This window comes from Streptomyces sp. NPDC047049 (assembly GCF_040643995.1).
In the GTDB taxonomy this organism is placed as follows: domain Bacteria; phylum Actinomycetota; class Actinomycetes; order Streptomycetales; family Streptomycetaceae; genus Streptomyces; species Streptomyces mooreae.
Map to the genome: position 1 here is coordinate 546,948 of NZ_JBEYVM010000001.1, position 19,270 is coordinate 566,217.

Consider the following 19,270-nt stretch of genomic DNA (forward strand, 5'->3'; position numbering starts at 1 on the left):
TAGGCCCTCACTGCTGGGTGCTGCAATTTTTTTCCAGCTGCTTCTGCTCCTCGGAGGGGGCGGCCTGGCTGGTGCTGGGTCCGGGCTTCGGAGTGACGGTCGCCGACAGCGTGCCGGCCGTGCCGGCGGTGCTGTCGTTGCCCGCCTTGCCGGTGGAACCGGGCTTGGCGTTCGGCGAACCGGACGGGGAAGGCGTACCGGGCTTCGACGGTGTGCCGGCCTGGCCCTTCTTGCCCGGGTGCCGTGCCGCCTCGCGCTCGGCCGCCTCCCGCTGCTCCTTGATACGGCAGGCATTGGCCTGGTTGTTCAGTTCGGTGACTTTTTCGCCGGCCTGCGTGCGGCTGTCGACCGCGATCGTCTCCTTGACCTGGTTGCGCTGGTACAGCGGCAGGTACTTGAGTTCGATCTCGGGATGGTCCTCATCCACGTCGTTGAGCTTTATCCACGCGAGGTCCTGGCTGATGCCCCGGTAGAGCGCGACGTGATCGTCCTTGGCGCCCACGAAGTACTGGGTCTGCGTCCAGTTGTAGCCCGCGTAGCACCCGCCGCCCACGACGGCCAGCGCCAGCGCGATGAACAGCGACCGCTTCAGCCACCGCCCGCGCCGGCGCGGCTTGACGAAGTCCTCGTCCATGAACGCGCCGAACGAGCCCTGCGGCGGACCGCCGACCTCGTGCTCACCGCTGCCGGGCGGCCCGAAGGCACCGCCGGGGGCGGACGGCTGACCGCCCGGCCGGCCGAGCTCGGCGGCCCGCGCCGCGGGGGTCTGCAGCGTGCTCGGGTCGCTGAGCTGGTGCTGGTTCTCCGCGACGGCGCCGACGATGACCGGGGTGTCGTTGAGCTGGCCGGCCATCGCGTCGTTGCCGTCCACGTCCAGGACGTCGGCGACGATGCAGGTGATGTTGTCGGGTCCGCCGCCGCGCAGCGCGAGCTGGATCAGCTCCTGCACGGTCTCGTGCGGCCCGTGGTAGCTGGCGAGGGTCTCCTCCAGCGTCTGGTGGCTGACGACCCCGGACAGTCCGTCCGAGCAGATCAGATACCGGTCGCCGGCCCGCACCTCGCGGATCGACAGATCGGGCTCGACATGATCGCCGCTGCCCAGCGCCCGCATCAGCAGCGACCGCTGCGGATGGGTGGTGGCTTCCTCTTCGGTGATCCGGCCCTCGTCGACCAGCCGCTGCACCCAGGTGTGGTCCTGGGTGATCTGGGTCAGCACGCCGTCGCGCAGCAGATACGCCCGCGAGTCACCGACGTGGACGAGGCCGAGCCGCTGACCGGTCCACAGCAGGGCGGTCAGGGTCGTGCCCATGCCCTCCAGCTGGGGGTCCTCCTCGACCATCACCCGCAGCTGGTCATTGGCGCGGGTGACGGCCGTGCCCAGCGAGGTGAGGAGATCGGAGCCGGGGACGTCGTCGTCGAGCTGGACGAGCGTGGAGATCACCTCGGAGGAGGCGACCTCACCGGCGGCCTGGCCGCCCATGCCGTCGGCGATGGCGAGCAGCCGTGGCCCGGCATAGCCGGAATCCTCGTTGCCCTCGCGGATCATGCCCTTGTGCGATCCGGCGGCGAAGCGCAGTGACAAGCTCATGTGCACCTCACCCGTCGGCTCGGGGTACAGCCGGTCTCGTCGAGCCACACTGCCCACCCTCCGGTCGGGAGCACGCCCGGGTCCGCCGAGTGGACCGTCGCGGCTCGCTCGCTCCGCTCGCTCATTGTCGTACTACTTCCGCAGCTCGATGACGGTCTTGCCGATGCGGATCGGGGCTCCCAGCGGAATCGGTGTCGGGGTCGTCAGCCGGGTCCGGTCCAGGTACGTGCCGTTGGTGGAACCGAGATCCTCGACGATCCACTGGCCGTCACGGTCCGGGTAGATCCTGGCATGCCTGCTGGACGCGTAGTCGTCGTCCAGCACGATCGTGGAGTCGTGCGCACGGCCCAGGGAGATGGTCTGGCCTTGGAGGGCGACGGTGGTGCCGGTCAGCGAGCCCTCGGAGACCACCAGCTTGGTGGGTGCTCCGCGGCGCTGACGGTTGTTGCCGCGACCGCCTTCCTGGCGGCGCTGCTGCTGCGGTGGCGCAGCCTGCCGCTGCGTACGCGCTTCCTGCCCGCCGCGCCGGGCGGCACCGCGCTGTGTGACGCGCGTGCCGAACAGATCGCTGCGGATGACCTGAACGGCCACGATGACGAACAGCCACAGTACGGCGAGGAAACCCAACCGCATGACCGTGAGGGTCAGCTCTGACATTGCCCCCGCTTCACCCTTCGGCTTGCCGGTAAACGATGGTGGTACTGCCCACGACAATCCGCGAGCCGTCGCGGAGATTAGCGTGAGTGGTGTGCTGCCCGTCTACCACGATGCCGTTCGTGGAGCCCAGATCCTGGATCGTGGGGGGCGTTCCGACCCGGATCTCACAGTGACGCCGGGAGACACCCGGGTCGTCGATCCGTACGTCAGCGTCGGTGCTGCGGCCCAGCACGAGCGTCGGGCGCGAGATCTGGTGGCGGGTGCCGTTGATCTCGATCCAGCGCCGGGTCTGCGCGTGGGGCTGCGGTCCTGCACCGGGCGGTGCCGTACGAGGTACGGGCTGTGCGCCGCCGGGAGGCGGGGACGAAGGCATGGGGGGCGGGCTCACGTGGCCGCCGCCGGGACGGCCGCCGCGGGGCGCCGCGGGGCGCTGTGCGGCCGCCGGGCCGGGCTCCTGGGACGAGCTGGAGGCGAGCGTACGGCTGCGGACGCGGTACAGGCCGGTGTCGAGATCGTCGGCCTTCTCCAGATGGACCTTGACCGAGCCCATGAAGGTGTAGCGCTGCTGCTTGGCGTAGTCGCGGACCATGCTGGAGAGCTCGTCGCCGAGCTGCCCGCTGTAGGGGCTCAGCCGCTCGTAGTCCGGGGTGCTCAGCTCGACGATGAAGTCGTTGGGGACGACCGTGCGGTCGCGGTTCCAGATGGTGGCGTTGTTGTCGCACTCGCGCTGCAGCGCGCCGGCGATCTCAACGGGCTGCACCTCGGACTTGAACACCTTGGCGAAGGTGCCGTTGACGAGACCTTCGAGACGCTGCTCGAAACGCTTCAGTACTCCCACGGGGCACCTCCTTCCTCAGTCTTCGTCGGGGTCGTCCTGATCGAGTCGTCCTGATACTGCTTACTGATCGTATCCACGCGTAGGGAAATCGGCTGGTTCCCCTTTCCCGCCTTGAGGACGAGTGTCGCCCCTCACAGGGTTGCCCGGTGCTTGCTTGATTGCTCCTGCCCACTGCTCGTGCACTGCGATCGTAGATGTGCCCCGCAGACAGTGTCCCGCAACCGCCGGGCACTCCCGCCGGGCGGGTGCCGGAGTCGGACATGACGCATGCGCCGGCCCTGTCCCGGCCGGCGTGGAGGCGGGCCGGGTGGCCCGCGTTCCTGTTGCGGCTACCGCGAGTGTGAACCCTTGGGGCAGTGCTCGGCGAATGTCCGAGGCACGGCGGGGTGCGGCCCGGGGTTGCCGCGAGGCGGGGACCGGGGAAAAGGCGTGTGAAGGCACCCCCGGCAGCGTGCTAGTGTTCTGGATGTCGGAAGGCGGTCGCACAAGACCCGGACGGAACAGCCCGGATCCTGTGAGAACATCGAACGGCAGCACCCATGCGCGGGTGGCGGAATAGGCAGACGCGCTGGATTCAGGTTCCAGTGCCCGAAAGGGCGTGGGGGTTCAACTCCCCCCTCGCGCACAGATGAGACCCCCGGTCTCCGGAGAAATCCGGAGACCGGGGGTCTTTCGTTGTGTTCGTCACGTTGTTGCGTATGTCACGGGGGGTGGGGGCTGAGTGGGGCCCCGGGCCGAGACCGGGCGGACCGGGTGGGGTGGGCGCTGGAATCGGGGGCTGAGCCTGGGGCCTGGCGGCTGAGGCGGCTCGGGCGGCTTGGGGCAGCTTGAGGAGTGCGTCACATACGGGGCTGATGAGGCCCCTGAGGGCTGACCCTGTGGCCCTTTGTGGCGCAGGTGTCACCTTTCGTGGCAGGTTGCCCTGGCTGTGCCGTGGGCCGTCGCCCGGCGCCGGCCCGCTCCCCTTCCCTTTCCCTTTCCCTTTCCCTTTCCCCTTCTCCTTCCTCTCCCTGGCCCTCAGGTCCTCCGGTCCGTGCTTCTTGGAAGGCCTCAGGCGGCGAAGCGGGCGACGAGGGCCTTGGCCTTGGCTGCCGCGTCCTCGTGGGCCTTGTCGCGGGAGGTCTCGTACAGCGGGATGAGCTCGGCCATCGCCGGGTTGTTGGGGGCCATGGTCAGCTCGGGGACGATGAAGTCGACCTCGAGTCCCAGCCCGCCGCCGAGTACGGCCTCCAGGTAGTTCTGGACGTACTCGAAGGGCTCGCGGGGCGTGCCCGGCGCGTACGAACCGCCGCGGCTGGCGACGACGGTGACCGGGGTGCCCTTGGCGGACGGCTGCTCGCCCGCGGTGCGGCCCATGAGGATCACCTGGTCGAGCCACGCCTTGAGCGTGGAAGGAATCGTGAAGTTGTACATCGGAGCGCCGATGACGATCGCGTCGGCCTGCTCCAGCTCCTCGATCAGCTGCACGCGCAGTGCGAAGGCCGCCTGCTGCTCGGGGGTGTGGCCGGCCGGGTCGGAGAAGCCGGCGGAGGCGCCGATGCCGTCGAGGTGCGGCAGCGGGTCGGCGGCCAGGTCGCGGTGGATCACGGTGCCGTCGGGGTGCTGCTCCTCCCACGCCTTGCGGAAGGCCGCGGTGACCGAGCGGGAGGCGGAGCCGCCCTCGGGGAACAGGGAGGAGTCGATGAGCAGAAGCGTGGCCATGGGGACCGGTCCTTCGCTGGGTGGCCGGGTGGTGCCCGACCTCTGGTTGAATTCCGTACGTAACTATTAATAGCACAGCAGCTTACTTTTCTGCAGCAGCAAACGGGAGAGCGGTACCCTGGCTGTATGGCGGATCATGGCGAGGCGGTGTGCAGGCAGGTCGACGACGGTGTGACGCGCGTCTTCGAGCTGTTGGGGAAGCGCTGGACGGGGCTGATCGTCGCCACCCTGATGCCGGCGCCCGTGCACTTCGCCGATCTGCGGCGGGCCATCCCCGGCATCAGTGAGCGCATGCTCTCCGACCGCCTCGTCGAGCTGGCGGCGGCCGGCCTGCTCCTGCGCGAGGTGGACCCGGGTCCGCCGCTGCGCGTCTCCTACCGACTGACGGAGGCCGGTCTCGCGATGGAGCCCGCGCTCAAGGAGCTGGGGCGCTGGGCGGAGACCTATCTCGCCGACGGCGGGCAGTGTCCGGAGCGGTTCCGGAAGTGAGCGGCCCGCGGTTTCGGGCGTAGTTGGTTCTGGGCGCGGGTGTCGGCGGACTGGGGGCGAGTCTGCGCGTGGGTCTGAGGGCGAGTCTGCGGGTGGGTGCTTGTGGGTAGGGCTGGAGTGGGGCGCGGGTGGTCGCGTCCGTAGTTGTCCCAACCCCTCGCCTTGTCCCGACCGTTGCTCCCCCTATCCCAGCCGTTCCTGGGCGGCGTTGTAGCGCAGCAGGTAGGCGGCGAAGCGTTCGAGGTCGTCCTCGTCCCAGTCGGCGAGCCGTTCCCGGAAGGCCTTGCGGCGGCTGGCGGTGACGTTGGCGAGGACCTGGGCGCCCTTTTCGGTGGGGTGCAGCACCTGGACCCGGTGGTCCTCCGGGTCGACGCGGCGCTCGACGAAGTCCAGCTTCTCCAGTGCGGCGATCTGGCGGCTGACCGTGGACTTGTCCAGGAGGTAGTGCGCGGCGAGGTCCGTGGCGCGGCATCCGTGCTGGTCATCGAGGTGTGCCAGCAGGGTGTAGGAGACCAGTGACAGCTCGGGGTGCATCCGGGCGGCGGTCGCGCGGGCCCGGCGGGCGAACGCGGTCATCTCTTGCTGGATGGTCTCGACGGAGTCGTCGCGGTGGCTCACGAGTTGCCTTTCGGAGAGGTAGTTGTATAGTACAACGCGTATTGAGAGTTGTATTTGCCAACTACTGCCTGTGTCAGAGGTGGCGACAGCTGATCCGACGAGCTGAGAAGGGCTGCCCATGAGTACGGTCCGGCCTCCCGACCATCGAAGCGAGCAGCACGGCAGCCACCGTTCCGCGCGCTCCTCCCACTCCGCGGGGCTGCGTCATGTCCTGACGCACCTGATCACCCCGCTGCTGATGTGTGTCGGGATGGGGCTGGCGTACCTGGGTGCCTTCGCGAACCCCGCACCGCATGACCTTCCCGTCGCGGTCGTCGGATCGGGCCGGAGCGCACAGCTGCTCGCCCAGTCGATCAACGACAAGGCGGACGGTGACCTGGAGGTGCGGACCGTCGCTGACCGGGCCGCGGCGGTCGACGGGCTCAAGCACCAGGAGATCTTCGGTGCGTATGTGATCCATGCGAAGGGTGCGCCGAAGGCTTCCTCGACGGCTGCGACGAAGCCTTCGGTGAAGAGCGGAGTGGAGAAGGCTTCCTCGGAGGGGGCGAAGGAGAGGGCCGGTGCTGTTGCCGGCGGGAGGGCGGCGGCTGCGGCGAAGGCGATGCCCGAGCTGTTGGTGGCGACCGCCGGATCCGACACCAGCGCTTCCGTCGTACAGAAGGTCTTCACCCCGGTCGCGGCGCAGCAGGGCGCTCCCCTGAAGGTCACCGATGTGGCGCCGACGGCCGAGGACGATCCGACCGGGCAGGGCATCTTCTTCCTGCTGGTCGCGATCAGCATCGGCTCGTACGCCTCGGTCGCGGTGATCGGCGGGGCCGGGGCCGTGCTGCCGGTCCGGTTGCGGACCGCGCTGGCGATCGGCACGTCCTTCGTCGTCAGCCTCATCGGGACGGCGTTCGCCGGTCCGGTCTTCCACCTGGTCGACCACGGCCTCAGGGGCCTGTGGGGCATGGCCTGGCTCTACTCCGCCGGCATTCTGCTGACCGGCACCGGCCTGCACACCTTCCTCAAGCGCTGGACCACGCTCGGTGTGATGGCCCTCTTCGTCATGCTCAACTTCACGTCCTCCGGCGGGATCTTCCGTCCGGAGATGCAGAACGGATTCTTCGCGGCGCTGCACTCCTTCTGGAACGGCGCGGGCTTCGTGGAGGGCACCCGCAGCCACGTCTACTTCAACAATTACGGCCTGTCAGGACACGTCTGGACGCTGGGGTGGTGGCTGGTCGCCGGCCTGCTGACGGTCGGGGCGGCGGCGCTGGCCGAGAAGCGGCGGCGCACTGCTGAGGCGGAGGTGGCTGCCCATGCCGCGGCGGTGGCGGCGGCCGCGGTGGCGGCAACGGTGCCGGAGCCGGAGCTGACGTGGAAGCGGGGGAGCCGGACAGCGTGGCCGGAAGAGGGAGCAGGGGCGGGAGAAGCGGGCGCTGGGGGCGCAGGTGCCGATTTGGCTGGGTCTGGGACTGGAGAGGCGAACGTGGATGTGGAGATGGAAATGGAGGGGGCGGTGGGGGTTTAGCGGGTGATTCGGGGCTCCGTGGTTCGGGGCTCCCTGGTTCGGGGCTCCGGAGAGTTATCCACAGGCTCTGCAGGGTGTGACCGGATCTCGGTAACGTCATTGCTCGTCGGCAGGCCGGGTTCGCTCGGCGGGCTGATGGACGCAGCGGACAAGGACACAAGAACGCAGGTCGTGAAGGGGGAGGTGGCCCGCTATGCCGCGTGTGCCGTACGTACCGGGGTTTGCGAAGGCGGACGAGCGGGGGGCCTCGCCCAAGGCCGCCGGGCGTGCCCTGCGGGAGCGCGTTCCGCGTGCCGGGCAGGCCGCGCTGTCGTTCACGGCCGGGCGGCCGGATGCGGTCGCGGCGGTGGAGCAGTCCAACGCCGGTCGGCTGCCCGACCTGACACCGATACGGGTCGGCCGGATGGCCGCGAGCCCCTTCGCCTTCCTCCGCGGCTCGGCGGGCCTGATGGCGTACGACCTGACGGGCAGCCCCGTGACCGGCATCGGCGCGCAGATCTGCGGGGACGCCCACGCCGCCAACTTCGGACTCTACGGCGACGCCCGCGGTCAGCTCGTCATCGATCTCAACGACTTCGACGAGACCTTGTACGGGCCGTGGGAGTGGGACGTGAAGCGGCTTGCGACGTCGATGGTGCTGGCCGGCCGGGAGGCGGGCGCCTGCGAGGAGGACTGCCGCAAGGCGGCGCAGGACGCGGCGGGCGCGTACCGGCGCACGATGCGGTTGCTGGCGAAGCTGCCGGTGACCGAGGCGTGGAACGCCATCGCCGACGAGGCACTGGTCTCGCACGCCGACGCCAAAGATCTGGTGGGGACGCTGGAGCGGGTAGCGGACAAGGCGCGCAAGAACACCAGCGCGCGGTTCGCGGCCAAGGCGACGGAGGAGACGCCGGACGGTGGCCGCCGGTTCGTGGACGCTCAGCCGGTGTTGCGGCAGGTGCCGGATGCGGAAGCGGCCGCCGTGGCCGCATCTCTCAGCGGCTATCTGGAGACGCTGCCCGAGGACCTGCTGCCCCTGATAGCTCGGCACGCGGTACACGACGTGGCTTTCCGAGTGGTCGGCACGGGCAGTGTGGGGCTGCGGTCATACGTGGTGCTGCTGCTGGACCACCGGGGCGAGCCGCTTGTCCTGCAGGTGAAGGAGGCCCGTGCCTCGGTGCTGGCGCCGTTCGTGGCGAAGGCCGGCTTCCCGGTGCCGCAGGTGGTGCACGAGGGACGCCGGGTGGTGCTCGGGCAGCGCCGGATGCAAGTGGTCAGCGACATATTGCTGGGCTGGACGACGGTTGAGGGCGCGGCGCCGACGGGCGGTGGCGTGCCCGCGGGGAACCGTCGGTGGGAAGGCACGCCCTTCCAGGTCCGCCAGTTCAGAAACCGCAAGGGCAGCGTGGACCCGGCGCAGCTGTCCGGCGATCAGATGGACGACTACGCCCGTATGACCGGTGCTCTCCTGGCCCGCGCCCATGCGCACAGCGCGGACCCACGCCTTCTGGCCGGCTACTGCGGCAAGAACGAGGAGCTGGACGAGGCGATCGCAAGCTTCGCGGTCACGTACGCGGACCGCACGGAAGCAGACCATGCGGAGCTGGCCACAGCGGTGAAGAACGGTCGGATTGCGGCGGAGATGGGGGTGTAGGGGAGAGGCGTTCGGGCTCTCGGGCGGGTTGGGAGGCCGGCGCGTGGGCGTTTGGGGCGCGGCCGGGTTCGGGGGCCGGAATAGCGGGGGCAGGAGCCCTGTCAGGGAAAGGGAGCGCAGGCTGCTGATGCGCTGAGGGATCCGGTGGCTGGTTGAGGGGCGCTGGGGCTGCCAGGCCTGCCGGGGCCCTTGGGTTTGCCCGGGCCTGCCGGTGGGCGGGGCTGCTGGGCTTGCTGGGGCTTGCCCGGGCTTCCGGGAGTAACTGGGGCCGTCAGGGCTGTCGAGGCCGCTGAAGCGGTCGGGGCAGCCGGGTCCGCTGGGGCTGTCGCGGATGGATGGGGCTGGTCAGGGCTTTCACGGCTGCCGGGACTGTTGGCGGAGGGGCAGCTGAGGAGCCGGTCGGCTGAGGTGTGGGTGGGTGAGGGGGTGGCCGCTCCCGTTCCCGTGCCGCGGCGAGCCGCCCGCTGGTCTCCTCCAAAGCCCGGGACAGCGCGGCCAGCTCCGCGGTGGGCGGTTCCGGAGAACGCGAGCCCTGGCACCGGCAGCGCCCCCACGCCCGGCGCCGCGACCGAAAGCCGCTCCCGGGGGATGCCGAGGGGCCCCGTAGGAAGCGAGCGAATGGCCGTGGAGGGCTGGGCCCGGCGTGGGCCGTACGCTGACCGGGTGACGAACTCGCACGCGGAGAACACGCAGGACGGTCAGCACCGACCGGACGTACCGGGAACCCCGGACGCCACGGCCGCGCCGCAGGCACCGGATGCCCGCGGCGGCGGTCAGAGAGCCCAGGTCGGGCAGGACGGCGGCTCGGGAGACCGGTCCGGGGCCCCCGAGGCTGTGGACCCCGAGGCTGTGGACGCAGAGGCGGTGGACGCCGGTCAAGGAGCTCAGGGCGATTCGCCAGGTGCCCAGGCCGGGGCCGAGCCGGGCAGCGCGCCGGATGAGCAGGCGGCGCAGGACGAGGCGACGCGGCGGCTGGCGAAGGCGGTCCTGGCCGCGGAGCAGGCGCTGATCGAGTTCGAGATCGCGGTGGAGACCTTCCGGGTGGAGGTGGAGAACTTCTCCCGCCTGCACCACCAGCGGCTCGGCCCCATGTACGCGCGGCTGGACGAGCTCGATGCGCAGATCGCCGAGGCGGTGGCGGCGCGTACGGGGGCTCCCGAGGACGTCCGTAAGGCGCAGGAGGCGCGTGCGTCGGTGCTGCCGATGCCGGAAGTCGAGGAGCTGTTCCACGGCTGGATGGGCTCGGACGGGCTGTTTTCCGAGGCGCAGGCGATGCTCACCGAGCAGCCGGTGCAGCCGCCGCAGAAGGTGCGGCCCAGCGAGGAGGCCCGCAAGGTCTACCGCGACCTGGTGCGCAAGGCCCATCCGGACCTGGCGCGGGACGATGCCGAGCGGGCGCGGCGCGACGAGTTCATCGCGCGGGTCAACGCAGCGTACGGCCGGGGTAACGAGTCCCTGCTGCGCGAGCTGGCGCAGGAATGGGAGGCCGGCCCCGCGCCGGCCGAGGATCGGCTCAGCGAGAGTGAGGAGCTGTACGCCCGGCTGGAGTGGCTGGCCGAGCGCAAGGAGCTGCTGGCCGCCGCGGCCTCCGAGCTGGAGGAGAGCGCGATCGGGGCGATGATCAAGATGGCGCCGGAGGACCCGGACGCGCTCCTGGACGAGATCGCCGAGAAGCTGCTCGCCGATGTCGCGGAACGCGAGACGTACCTCGCGCAGCTGGTCGGGTAGCGTCGGGACCATGCAATTTGGTTCTGTGCCCACGGTCGATGTCGACGCTCTCACGTCGGAGCACTTCCTCCTGGACGTGCGTGAGAACGACGAGTGGGAGGCGGGGCACGCCGAGGGCGCGCTGCACATCCCGATGAGCGAATTCGTCGCTCGCTACGGAGAGTTCACCGAGGCGGCCCCCGCGGACGGCAAGGTGTACGTGCTGTGCCGGGTCGGTGGGCGCTCGGCGCAGGTGACGCAGTACCTGGTCCAGCAGGGCGTCGACGCGGTGAATGTCGCGGGCGGCATGCAGGCATGGGAGGCCGCCGGCCGCCCCGTGTCGGATGGCAAGGGCGGCGCCGGGGTGGTCGTCTAGCCGGGAGCCGGGAGCCGGGAGCCGGGAGCCGGGAGCCGGGAGCCGGGAGCCGGGCTGGGCTGCTCGGTGTCGGAGGGTTGACCGGGCGATGGCTCGCGGTTGGCGCGCGGTGGCCGCTGAGTGGCACCCGGGACTTGGCGCTGCGCCGGCATCGGTGGCACGAGCCCTCCGCGGACGCTCGCTGTGCTCCGCCCCTCTCTCCCGCGTCAGCTCAGCGGATGTGCTGCGAGCAGGTCGCCCAGGGCCTCCTCGTGGGCGGCGGCGGGGCCGAGGGAGAGCTCCAGCTGTTTGGCCCAGGCGTGGTAGCGGTGCAGCGCGTAGTCGGTGTCGGCGCCGAAGCCACCGTGCAGGTGCTGGGCGGTCTGGACTACGCGGCGTACACCCTCCGAGGCCCAGATTTTGGCGACCGCGACATCCCCGGCGGGCGGGAGCGGGCCGGCCGCGTCGGCGGTGATCCGCCAGGCGGCCTGCCAGAGGGTGGCCTCCATGGCGCGCAGGTCGATGAAACGGTCGGCGGCCTGGACGGCGACAGCCTGGAAGGTGGCCACCGGGAATCCGAACTGCTCGCGCTTGCTCGTGTAGTCGCCGGTCATGGCGAGGACGCGCTCGCCCAGGCCCAGGGCGAGTGCGCAGGTGCCGGTGGTCAGAACGTTGCGCAGCAGCTCCCAGGCGTCCGGGGCAGTGACCGTTTCCTGGTGGCTGAGGCGTACGGAATCCAGCCGGACCTCCGCAAGGCGCTCTCCGGTGGTGGATATCTGGTCGTCGAGTGTGACGCCCGGGTGGGTGCGGGGGACGAGCGCGAGTACGGCGTGGCCTTCGGGGGTGTGGGCGGGGAGCAGGATCCGGTCCGCGGTCCGGGCCCAGGGAACGGCGGTCTGGACCCCGTCGAAGATCCAGTCGGCACCCTCCTGGCGGGCGTCGACGGCGAGTTCGGCCGGTTCGTGCCCGGTGCGCCCGTTGCCGGCGACGGTTACGACGAGCTCCCCGGCAGCGATCCGGGGCAGGACGTGCGCCCCCAGCTCGTCGGCCGCGTAACGCTGGAGGGTGAGCGCGGCAGCGCCGGCCTCCAGCAGCGGCACTCGCGCCAGCACCTTGGCCGATTCGCGGAGTACGAGGCAGAGCGCGATCGGGTCGAGGCCCGCGCCGCCGTGCTCGGGCGCGATCGGCAGGCTCAGCAGGTCGGCGTCGGCGAGCTTGCGCCACAGGGCGCGGTCGAAGTCGTCGGCGACCGCACCGTGGGTGAGCGCCGGGCTGGGCACGCCGTCCGGTGCGACGTCCGCGAAGACGGCCCTGGCCGCTTCGACGGCGGCCTGCTGCTCCTCGGTGAAGGTGAAGTCCATTGCACTGTCCTCCCACGCGCCGCCTCGAACTGACGATGCGTCAAGGTAGAACATGTTCCAGGAATTGGGAATGGCGGAACCGTTGGAAGGGGCGAGAGGGACGGATCCGGCGGGAGCGGTGGAAGGGGCGGCGACGGTGGACGGGTGAGGCGGCGGAGGTGTTGGGGCGTCTGCCGAGCGCTATGCGGTGGCCTCCGCCCGGACCGGATTCATCAGGTTCATCAGGTTCATCGGGGTCATCGGTCGAAGTCCAGCTCGACCTTCTCCGTGACCGGGTGGGACTGGCAGGCGAGGACGTACCCCGCGTCGACCTCGTCGGATTCCAGGGCGAAGTTGCGGTCCATGCGGATCTCGCCCGAGACCAGGAAGGCGCGGCAGGTGCCGCAGACGCCGCCCTTGCAGGCGTACGGGGCGTCCGCGCGGTTGCGCAGGACCGCCTCGAGCAGCGACTCGCTGTCGTGGACCGGCCAGGTGCCGGAGCGGCCGTCGAGGGTGGCGGTCACGGTGCTGTGCGCGGGGGTGGCGGCGGCGGGGGCGGTCGGGGTGCCGTTTTCGACGTGGAAGATCTCTTCGTGGATGCGGGTGCGGGGCACCTGGAGGGCGCGGAGGGCGCGTTCGGCGCCCTGGACCAGGCCGTAGGGGCCGCAGAGGTACCAGCCGTCCACGGAGTCGATCTTCAGGAGCGCCGGCAGGAGGGAGCGGAGCCGGGCCTCGTCCAGGCGGCCGGAGGGCAGGCCGGCTTGTTGCTCCTCGCGCGAGAGGGTGTGGATGAGCTGGAAGCGCTGGGGATAGCGGTCCTTGAGGTCGGCCACCTCCTCCAGGAACATGGTCGATGCCGCCGTGCGGTCGCTGCGGATGAGGCAGAAGTGGGCGTCCGGCTGCCGTTCGAGCAGGGTGGCGGCGATGGACAGCACAGGGGTGATGCCACTGCCGCCGACGATGGCGACGAAATGTCCGGGACGTGGTGCGAGGGTGAACCGGCCGGCCGGGGCCATTACCTCCACCGTGTCGCCGACGGCGAGTTCCTTGAGCGCGTAGGTCGAGAAGACGCCGTCCTCGACGAGGCGGATGCCCACGCGCAGGACGGGCTGGTCGGTGGCCGGGGTGCAGATGGAGTAGGTACGGCGGATCTCCTGGCCGTCGACCGTTCTGCGCAGGGCGATGTGCTGTCCGGGAGTGTGCCGGAAGGCCGTGCGCAGCTCGGGCGGGACCGCGAAGGTGACGGCCACCGCGTCGTCCGTGAGCCGCTCGATCTCCCGGACCTGGAGCGGGTGGAACATCACAACTCCTTGAAGTGGTCGAAGGGTTCGCGGCAGGACTCACAGCGTCGCAGTGCCTTGCATGCCGTGGAGGAGAACCGGCTCAGCAGGGTGGTGTCGGTCGATCCGCAGTGCGGGCAGCGAAGGGTGAGGTCGACGGCGACCGGGCCGCCGGCCGGTCCCGTGGGGCGCGGGGGTGCGATACCGAATTCCGCGAGCTTGCGGCGGCCCTCGGCGGTGATCGCGTCCGTGGTCCACGGCGGGCTGAGGACCGTGCGGACCTCGACCTCGGGTATCCCGTGGTCGTGCAGCACACGCTCGATGTCGGCCGACATCGTCTCGATGGCGGGGCAGCCGGTGTAGGTGGGGGTGAGACGCACCTCGACCCGGCCGGGGCCGGTCAGCTGTACCCCGCGCAGCACTCCCAGTTCGGCGAGGGTGAGCACCGGCAGCTCCGGGTCGGGAACGGAGCCGGCCAGGGCAAGCAGTTCCTCTTCGAGGGCGGTGGTGGTCACCATGCCGCCCCCGGGTGGCTGCGGTGGAGGTGCTGCATCTCGGCGAGCAGCCGTCCGAACGATTCGGTGTGCAGGCCCTGGCGGCCCGCGCCGGCGGTCCAGGCGCCGTGCCGGGGGCCTTCGGGGACGGTCAGGGTGGCTTGTTCCAGGGTGGCGGTGATGCGTGCGGTCCAGCTGTCGTGCAGGGCCGGCCAGGGCACCGTTTCCAGTCCTGCCACCGGCTCGAACAGTTCGCCGGTGAAGCGCCAGAGGGCGTCCAGGGCACGTTGCATCCGGGTGTGGCTCTCGTCGGTGCCGTCGCCCAGGCGCAGCGTCCACTGATGGGCGTGGTCGCGGTGGTAGGCGACCTCCTTGACGGCCTTCGCGGCCAGCGGCGCCAACTCGCTCTCGGTGGTGGCGAGATGGTCGAACAGCAGCTCCTGGTAGGTGGAGAAGTAGAGCTGGCGGGCGATGGTGTGGGCGAAGTCGCCGTTGGGCTGTTCGACGAGCTGGAGGTTGCGGAACTGCCGCTCCTCGCGCAGATAGGCCAGCTCGTCCTCATCGCCCACGAGGGAGAGCAGCACACGGGCCTGGCCGAGCAGGTCCAGCGCGATATTGGCCAGGGCGACCTCCTCCTCCAGGACCGGGGCGTGCCCGGCCCACTCGCCCAGGCGGTGGGAGAGGATCAGGGCGTCGTCCCCGAGGGGCAGGGCCGGGGTGGCGGTGACGTTCATCAAAGGTGATGCACCCCGTCCGGGATCTCGTAGAAGGTCGGGTGGCGGTAGGGCTTGTCACCGGCCGGCTCGAAGAAGCTGTCCTTCTCGTCCGGCGAGGAGGCGGTGACCTGCGCGGAGGGCACCACCCAGAGGGAGACGCCTTCCGAGCGGCGGGTGTAGAGGTCGCGGGCGTTGCGCAGCGCCATCTCCGCGTCCGGTGCGTGCAGGCTGCCGGCGTGGGTGTGGGAGAGTCCGCGGCGGCTGCGGACGAAGACCTCCCACAGGGGCCAGTCGGCGGGCCGGTCGGCCGTCCCCGCGGTGGTCGCGGGGGCTTCGGCAGGGCGTGGTGTCGTCATCGGGTGACCTCCCCGTGCTTGGCCGCGTGTGCGGCGGCTGCCTCGCGCACCCAGGCGCCGTTCTCATGAGCCTGCCGCCGGCGGCTTATCCGCTGTTCGTTGCAGGGGCCGTTGCCCTTGAGGACCTCGCGGAACTCGGCCCAGTCGATCGGGCCGAAGTCCCAGTGGCCGCGGTCGTCGTTCCACGTCAGTTCCGGGTCCGGGAGCGTGAGCCCGAGGGCTTCGGCCTGGGGGACGCAGATGTCCACGAAGCGCTGGCGCAGCTCGTCGTTGGAGTGCCGCTTGATCTTCCAGGCCATGGACTGCGCGGAGTGCGAGGACTCGTCGTCCGGGGGGCCGAACATCATCAGCGAGGGCCACCACCAGCGGTTCACCGCATCCTGCGCCATGGCGTGCTGTGCCTCGGTGCCGCGGCTGAGGGTCAGCAGGAGTTCGTAGCCCTGTCGCTGGTGGAAGGACTCCTCCTTGCAGATACGGACCATCGCGCGGGCGTAGGGGCCGTACGAACAGCGGCAGAGCGGGACCTGGTTGGTGATCGCGGCGCCGTCCACCAGCCAGCCGACGGCTCCGACGTCGGCCCAGGTCAGGGTCGGGTAGTTGAAGATCGAGGAGTACTTCTGGCGGCCGGAATGCAGTTTGTCGAGCAGTTCGTCGCGGCCGGTGCCCAGGGTTTCGGCGGCGCTGTAGAGATACAGGCCGTGACCGGCCTCGTCCTGCACCTTGGCCATCAGGATCGCCTTGCGGCGCAGGGACGGCGCGCGGGTGATCCAGTTGCCCTCCGGCTGCATGCCGATGATCTCGGAGTGGGCGTGCTGCGCGATCTGGCGCACGAGTGTCGAGCGGTAGGCGTCCGGCATCCAGTCCCGCGGCTCGATGCGTTCGTCCGCGGCCACGGTGGCGTCGAATACGGCCTCGCGTGCCGTTTCCTCCGGCGCGATCGTCGTCATGTGGTGCCCCCTCGCTCCCGACCGACCGATCGTTCGGTTCAATGGTGAGCGGGCGGACCGCGGGTGTCAAGCCTGTGGATAACTCGGGTGAGGGTGTGCCCGGCGCGGCCGCGTAGGTACGGTTCCGGAGCGGAGTTGACCGCATGGATTCTGGGAACGGGGCGGGAATGCAGTCATACGGGGACGAAACGCGGCCATTGTCCGCGCTCTCGCTGCCCTCGCGGATCGTCATAGGGGTGGCGGCCTGCGCCCTCGCGGTCATCGTCGCGATTCATCTCGCCATGATGTTCCTGCACGTAGCGCCGTCGAACACGCTCAGCAAACAGCAGGGCGCCCTGATCAGCGACTACGTCTACCCCGAGTACGAACAGAACTGGAAGCTGTTCGCCCCCAATCCGCTGCAGCAGAACATCGCGGTACAGGTCCGTGCGCAGCTGCGCACCGGGGACGGTGCCCCGCGGACCACCGGCTGGACCGATCTGACCGCCCGCGACGGCCAGGGCATCCTCCACAACCCGCTGCCCAGCCACACCCAGCAGAACCAACTGCGCCGCGGCTGGGAGCTCTTCGTCAACACCCACAACGCGCAGAGCCGCCCCGTCGGCCTGCGCGGTGAGCTGTCCGAGCGCTATATCCGGCGGATCGTGATGCTCCGCATGGACGGCGAATGGACCAAGGGCGGCGGCCGCGTCGAACAGGTACAGGTCCGTTCGCAGACGACGGCGGTCCGCCCGCCGCCATGGAGCTCCGAGAAGATCAGCGAGAAGCCCGTGTACCGCGTGCTGCCCTGGTGGCAGGTCACCGCAGACGACCTGCCCAAGGGGGCGAACGGCCAGTGACGTCACCGAAGCCCCACCAGCCTCAGCAGACGCCGAGCGACCAGCAGGCCCCGCACACCACGGAGACGGCCGACGTACCGCGGCAGGCCCAGGCGCCGCAGACGCCCCCGGAGCCCGACGCCTACCGGGAGACCCGCATCGAGCGCGCCATCGGACGCGGCTTCGGGCTGGTCACCAGCCGTGCGCTGGCCCCGTACCAGACCGCCGTGATACGGATCGGCTTCTCGGCGACATGGCTGCTGTTCCTGCTGCGCGAGTGGCCGCACCGCGGGGTGCTCTACGGGCCCGACAGCCCCTGGAACCTGGACATGGCCCGCCGCCTACTGGACGGCAACCATGCCTTCTCGGTGCTCCCCTGGTCCGACAGCCGCGGCTGGTTCGAGTGCGTCTACCTCATGGCTGTCGTGGCCGGCGCGCTGCTGATGCTGGGCTGGCGCACCCGCACCATGTCGGTGCTGTTCATGGTGGGCGTGCTCTCGCTGCAGAACCGCAGCATCTTCATAGGCGACGGCGGCGACAACGTCATCCACCTGATGTCGATGTACCTCGTGCTGACCCGGTGCGGGCAGGTCTGGTCGCTGGACGCACGCCGGGCGAAGCGGGCAGCGGCCGCCGCGCACGCTGCCGGTGGCGAGGAATCCGGGCGCGCACCTGCCTCCCGCGACCTGCCCGGCGTCATCCTGTGGGCCGTGCTCGGCCTCGGTCTGGCCGCCGCCCAGCTCCAGGGCAGCTACGGCCTCAGCTGGTCCGAGGGCGGCCCGTTCCCGCACATCGGCTGGAGCCTGGCGCTGTGGGGCCTGTGGCTGGTGCACGGTCTGTGGTGGGCGGTGCAGCGCTACGCACCCGGCGAGCCGCGCACCGTACTGGACACCCTCGCCAAGCTCGCCCACAACGGCGCACTGCTGGTGATCATGGTTGAGGTCTGCCTGATCTACGCCACGGCCGGCTGGTACAAGATCCAGGGCTCACGCTGGCAGGACGGCACCGCGGTCTACTACCCGATGCACCTGGACTACTTCTCCCCCTGGCCGGCGCTGTCCGAGCTGCTGGGCAGCAACGGTGTGATGGTCATGCTGATCACCTACGGGACGGTGATGGTGCAGGTCGCCTTCCCGTTCACGGTCTTCAACCGCCGGCTGAAGAATGTGCTGCTGGTCGCGATGATCTGCGAGCACCTTTCGATCGCGTTCCTGCTCGGGCTGCCGTTCTTCTCGCTCGCGATGATCACCGCGGACGCGGTCTTTCTGCCGACGAACTTCCTGACCTGGGTCTCCGCACGCTTCTCCGGCCTGCGCGAACGGCTCTTCTCGCGCGGCGCCGCGGCCCGGCCGGCCGACGGGTCCGGGGGCGGCGAGCCGGAGGCCCGTACGGGGCACGGCGGCGGTGGCCATACGCTCGTAGGGTGAGCAGCGAGAAAACCGCCCCCGCCGAGGCCCTGCAGTACGACGAGGGGTACGGGCCCCAGATCGGGGTCGGACCGCATCCGGAGCCCTGGCCGCAGGACGACCGCCTGGACCCCGAGCTGCTTGCGCACGGTGACCGCCGCAATGTCGTCGACCACTACCGCTACTGGAGGCGCGAGGCGATCGTCGCCGACCTCGACACCCGCCGCCATGACTTCCATGTGGCGGTCGAGAACTGGGGCCACGACTTCAACATCGGCTCGGTCGTACGGACCGCGAATGCGTTCCTGGCCAAGGAGATCCATATCGTCGGGCAGCGCCGCTGGAACCGCCGCGGCGCGATGGTGACCGACCGCTACCAGCACGTCCGCCACCACCCGGACACCGCGGACCTCACCGCCTGGGCGGCGGCCGAGGAGCTGCCGATCATCGGCATCGACAATCTCCCTGGTTCCGTGCCGCTGGAGACGACCGCGCTGCCGCGGCGCTGTGTGCTGCTGTTCGGCCAGGAGGGGCCGGGGCTGACCGAGGAGGCGCGACGGCATGCCTCGCTGGTCTGCTCGATCGCGCAGTTCGGCTCGACCCGCTCGATCAACGCGGGGGCCGCGGCCGCCATCGCGATGCATGCCTGGATCGGCCGCCATGCGCGGATCGAGGGGCCGGACGGCGGCTGACGGGCCCCGGGCCCCCGCCGGGTGTCCGGCGCGGGGCCCAGGAGAACGTCCCGGGCCCGGGCCTCAGGTCCCGCGCTCGGCCCCGGGTCCCGCACTCGGGGCGCGGGACCCCGGCACCCGCA

The 19,270-nt window shown here is 70.5% G+C and carries 19 protein-coding genes and 1 tRNA gene; 9 read left to right on the top strand and 11 right to left on the bottom strand.

Annotated elements, in window-relative coordinates:
- Positions 1–7: 7 nt before the first annotated feature.
- The 3 genes from ABZ851_RS02575 to ABZ851_RS02585 form a co-directional block, all read right to left on the bottom strand.
- The gene (locus ABZ851_RS02575; protein ID WP_361121015.1) at positions 8–1,588 is read right to left on the bottom strand and encodes a PP2C family serine/threonine-protein phosphatase; all 1,581 of its coding nucleotides are present in this window, start codon (positions 1,586–1,588) and stop codon (positions 8–10) included.
- Positions 1,589–1,720: 132 nt separating this feature from the next.
- Positions 1,721–2,245 carry an FHA domain-containing protein gene (locus ABZ851_RS02580; protein ID WP_093492247.1) on the bottom strand — a complete coding sequence of 175 codons (525 nt, stop codon included), beginning with the start codon at positions 2,243–2,245 and terminating at the stop codon, positions 1,721–1,723.
- A 10-nt stretch (positions 2,246–2,255) separates the two neighbouring features.
- The gene (locus tag ABZ851_RS02585; RefSeq protein ID WP_361121018.1) at positions 2,256–3,083 is read right to left on the bottom strand and encodes a DUF3662 and FHA domain-containing protein; all 828 of its coding nucleotides are present in this window, start codon (positions 3,081–3,083) and stop codon (positions 2,256–2,258) included.
- Between the two features lie 541 nt (positions 3,084–3,624).
- Here ABZ851_RS02585 and ABZ851_RS02590 point away from each other — a divergent pair.
- A tRNA-Leu gene (locus ABZ851_RS02590) sits at positions 3,625–3,708 on the top strand.
- Positions 3,709–4,133: 425 nt separating this feature from the next.
- On the opposite strand, the gene ABZ851_RS02595 is transcribed toward ABZ851_RS02590, so the two are convergent.
- Positions 4,134–4,784 (bottom strand): NAD(P)H-dependent oxidoreductase, encoded by a 651-nt coding sequence (locus tag ABZ851_RS02595; protein WP_361121021.1) that lies wholly within the window; start codon positions 4,782–4,784, stop codon positions 4,134–4,136.
- A 126-nt stretch (positions 4,785–4,910) separates the two neighbouring features.
- On the opposite strand from ABZ851_RS02595, the gene ABZ851_RS02600 reads away from it, so the two are divergent.
- Entirely contained in the window at positions 4,911–5,273 is a 363-nt protein-coding gene (locus ABZ851_RS02600; protein ID WP_088798781.1) for a helix-turn-helix domain-containing protein, read from the top strand.
- 183 nt (positions 5,274–5,456) lie between these two features.
- Here the strand turns inward: ABZ851_RS02600 and ABZ851_RS02605 are convergent, their stop codons facing one another.
- On the bottom strand, positions 5,457–5,891 hold the full coding sequence (locus tag ABZ851_RS02605) for a MarR family winged helix-turn-helix transcriptional regulator (RefSeq protein WP_361121024.1): 435 nt from the start codon (positions 5,889–5,891) through the stop codon (positions 5,457–5,459).
- A 118-nt stretch (positions 5,892–6,009) separates the two neighbouring features.
- Between ABZ851_RS02605 and ABZ851_RS02610 the strand changes: the two genes are divergently transcribed.
- The 4 genes from ABZ851_RS02610 (at position 6,010) to ABZ851_RS02625 (ending at position 11,120) form a co-directional block, all read left to right on the top strand.
- Positions 6,010–7,404, top strand: coding sequence for an ABC transporter permease (locus ABZ851_RS02610; protein WP_361121027.1), 1,395 nt, complete (start codon positions 6,010–6,012; stop codon positions 7,402–7,404).
- Between the two features lie 193 nt (positions 7,405–7,597).
- On the top strand, positions 7,598–9,037 hold the full coding sequence (locus tag ABZ851_RS02615; RefSeq protein WP_361121030.1) for a DUF2252 domain-containing protein: 1,440 nt from the start codon (positions 7,598–7,600) through the stop codon (positions 9,035–9,037).
- A gap of 663 nt (positions 9,038–9,700) precedes the next feature.
- Positions 9,701–10,765, top strand: coding sequence for a hypothetical protein (locus tag ABZ851_RS02620; protein WP_361121033.1), 1,065 nt, complete (start codon positions 9,701–9,703; stop codon positions 10,763–10,765).
- A 10-nt stretch (positions 10,766–10,775) separates the two neighbouring features.
- Positions 10,776–11,120, top strand: coding sequence for a rhodanese-like domain-containing protein (locus ABZ851_RS02625; protein WP_336047483.1), 345 nt, complete (start codon positions 10,776–10,778; stop codon positions 11,118–11,120).
- A 206-nt stretch (positions 11,121–11,326) separates the two neighbouring features.
- On the opposite strand, the gene ABZ851_RS02630 is transcribed toward ABZ851_RS02625, so the two are convergent.
- The 6 genes from ABZ851_RS02630 to paaA all read right to left on the bottom strand — a co-directional run bounded on the left by ABZ851_RS02630 (position 11,327) and on the right by paaA (position 16,232).
- Positions 11,327–12,460, bottom strand: a complete 1,134-nt coding sequence (locus ABZ851_RS02630; protein ID WP_361121036.1) for an acyl-CoA dehydrogenase family protein — start codon at positions 12,458–12,460, stop codon at positions 11,327–11,329.
- Between the two features lie 236 nt (positions 12,461–12,696).
- A complete protein-coding gene (gene paaE / locus ABZ851_RS02635) occupies positions 12,697–13,740 on the bottom strand; it encodes a 1,2-phenylacetyl-CoA epoxidase subunit PaaE (RefSeq protein WP_361121039.1) in 1,044 nt (347 codons plus the stop codon).
- Entirely contained in the window at positions 13,740–14,237 is a 498-nt protein-coding gene (gene paaD, locus ABZ851_RS02640; RefSeq protein ID WP_088798774.1) for a 1,2-phenylacetyl-CoA epoxidase subunit PaaD, read from the bottom strand. Before paaD ends, paaE begins: the two co-directional genes overlap by 1 nt.
- The gene (gene paaC / locus ABZ851_RS02645) at positions 14,231–14,947 is read right to left on the bottom strand and encodes a 1,2-phenylacetyl-CoA epoxidase subunit PaaC (RefSeq protein WP_361121042.1); all 717 of its coding nucleotides are present in this window, start codon (positions 14,945–14,947) and stop codon (positions 14,231–14,233) included. Before paaC ends, paaD begins: the two co-directional genes overlap by 7 nt.
- A complete protein-coding gene (gene paaB, locus ABZ851_RS02650; protein ID WP_361121045.1) occupies positions 14,947–15,285 on the bottom strand; it encodes a 1,2-phenylacetyl-CoA epoxidase subunit PaaB in 339 nt (112 codons plus the stop codon). Before paaB ends, paaC begins: the two co-directional genes overlap by 1 nt.
- The gene (gene paaA, locus ABZ851_RS02655) at positions 15,282–16,232 is read right to left on the bottom strand and encodes a 1,2-phenylacetyl-CoA epoxidase subunit PaaA (RefSeq protein WP_361121048.1); all 951 of its coding nucleotides are present in this window, start codon (positions 16,230–16,232) and stop codon (positions 15,282–15,284) included. The genes paaB and paaA overlap by 4 nt, the downstream gene beginning before the upstream one ends.
- Positions 16,233–16,399: 167 nt before the next feature.
- Here paaA and ABZ851_RS02660 point away from each other — a divergent pair, with 167 nt between their 5' ends.
- Genes ABZ851_RS02660 through ABZ851_RS02670 form a run of 3 tightly spaced genes read left to right on the top strand, consistent with a single transcriptional unit; the run spans position 16,400 to position 19,148 of the window.
- Positions 16,400–17,071, top strand: a complete 672-nt coding sequence (locus ABZ851_RS02660) for a DUF5819 family protein (protein ID WP_361121791.1) — start codon at positions 16,400–16,402, stop codon at positions 17,069–17,071.
- Positions 17,068–18,477, top strand: a complete 1,410-nt coding sequence (locus ABZ851_RS02665; protein WP_361121051.1) for an HTTM domain-containing protein — start codon at positions 17,068–17,070, stop codon at positions 18,475–18,477. Before ABZ851_RS02660 ends, ABZ851_RS02665 begins: the two co-directional genes overlap by 4 nt.
- The gene (locus ABZ851_RS02670) at positions 18,474–19,148 is read left to right on the top strand and encodes a TrmH family RNA methyltransferase (RefSeq protein ID WP_336047476.1); all 675 of its coding nucleotides are present in this window, start codon (positions 18,474–18,476) and stop codon (positions 19,146–19,148) included. The genes ABZ851_RS02665 and ABZ851_RS02670 overlap by 4 nt, the downstream gene beginning before the upstream one ends.
- Positions 19,149–19,270 lie beyond the last annotated feature (122 nt).

Coding starts and splice junctions, on each gene's coding strand:
- paaA (WP_361121048.1), bottom strand. CDS start 16,232: ATGACGACGATCGCGCCGGAGGAAACGGCACGCGAGGCCGTATTCGAC.
- paaB (WP_361121045.1), bottom strand. CDS start 15,285: ATGACGACACCACGCCCTGCCGAAGCCCCCGCGACCACCGCGGGGACG.
- ABZ851_RS02595 (WP_361121021.1), bottom strand. CDS start 4,784: ATGGCCACGCTTCTGCTCATCGACTCCTCCCTGTTCCCCGAGGGCGGC.
- ABZ851_RS02625 (WP_336047483.1), top strand. CDS start 10,776: ATGCAATTTGGTTCTGTGCCCACGGTCGATGTCGACGCTCTCACGTCG.
- ABZ851_RS02575 (WP_361121015.1), bottom strand. CDS start 1,588: ATGAGCTTGTCACTGCGCTTCGCCGCCGGATCGCACAAGGGCATGATC.
- paaD (WP_088798774.1), bottom strand. CDS start 14,237: ATGGTGACCACCACCGCCCTCGAAGAGGAACTGCTTGCCCTGGCCGGC.
- ABZ851_RS02630 (WP_361121036.1), bottom strand. CDS start 12,460: ATGGACTTCACCTTCACCGAGGAGCAGCAGGCCGCCGTCGAAGCGGCC.
- ABZ851_RS02660 (WP_361121791.1), top strand. CDS start 16,400: ATGCAGTCATACGGGGACGAAACGCGGCCATTGTCCGCGCTCTCGCTG.
- paaC (WP_361121042.1), bottom strand. CDS start 14,947: ATGAACGTCACCGCCACCCCGGCCCTGCCCCTCGGGGACGACGCCCTG.
- paaE (WP_361121039.1), bottom strand. CDS start 13,740: ATGTTCCACCCGCTCCAGGTCCGGGAGATCGAGCGGCTCACGGACGAC.
- ABZ851_RS02580 (WP_093492247.1), bottom strand. CDS start 2,245: ATGTCAGAGCTGACCCTCACGGTCATGCGGTTGGGTTTCCTCGCCGTA.
- ABZ851_RS02600 (WP_088798781.1), top strand. CDS start 4,911: ATGGCGGATCATGGCGAGGCGGTGTGCAGGCAGGTCGACGACGGTGTG.
- ABZ851_RS02615 (WP_361121030.1), top strand. CDS start 7,598: ATGCCGCGTGTGCCGTACGTACCGGGGTTTGCGAAGGCGGACGAGCGG.
- ABZ851_RS02610 (WP_361121027.1), top strand. CDS start 6,010: ATGAGTACGGTCCGGCCTCCCGACCATCGAAGCGAGCAGCACGGCAGC.